This is a genomic window from Streptomyces macrolidinus (genome assembly GCF_023887685.1).
GTDB lineage: Bacteria > Actinomycetota > Actinomycetes > Streptomycetales > Streptomycetaceae > Streptomyces > Streptomyces macrolidinus.
Window position 1 is genome coordinate 1 of record NZ_JAMWMR010000121.1, and the last position, 331, is coordinate 331.

At 67.1% G+C, this 331-nt stretch carries 1 protein-coding gene; it reads left to right on the forward strand.

Annotated features, from left to right (window positions below; all coding sequences use genetic code 11):
- A partial coding sequence (locus NGF19_RS30500) for a polyketide synthase (RefSeq protein WP_252429188.1) occupies positions 1–331 on the forward strand: 331 nt, incomplete at both ends.

Sequence of the window (331 nt, forward strand, 5' to 3'; positions counted from 1 at the left end):
CCGAGGGTGTGGGTGTGTTGTTGGTGGAGCGGTTGTCGGATGCTCGGCGCAATGGGCATCGGGTGTTGGCGGTGGTGCGGGGTTCGGCGGTGAATCAGGATGGTGCGTCGAATGGTCTGACGGCGCCGAATGGTCCCTCCCAGCAGCGGGTGATCCGGCAGGCGTTGGTGAACGCGCGGTTGTCGGCGTCCGAGGTGGATGTGGTGGAGGGGCACGGGACGGGCACGCGGTTGGGTGATCCGATCGAGGCGCAGGCGTTGCTGGCTGCTTATGGTCAGGGTCGGGCCGTGGAGCGGCCGTTGTGGCTGGGTTCGGTGAAGTCGAACCTGGG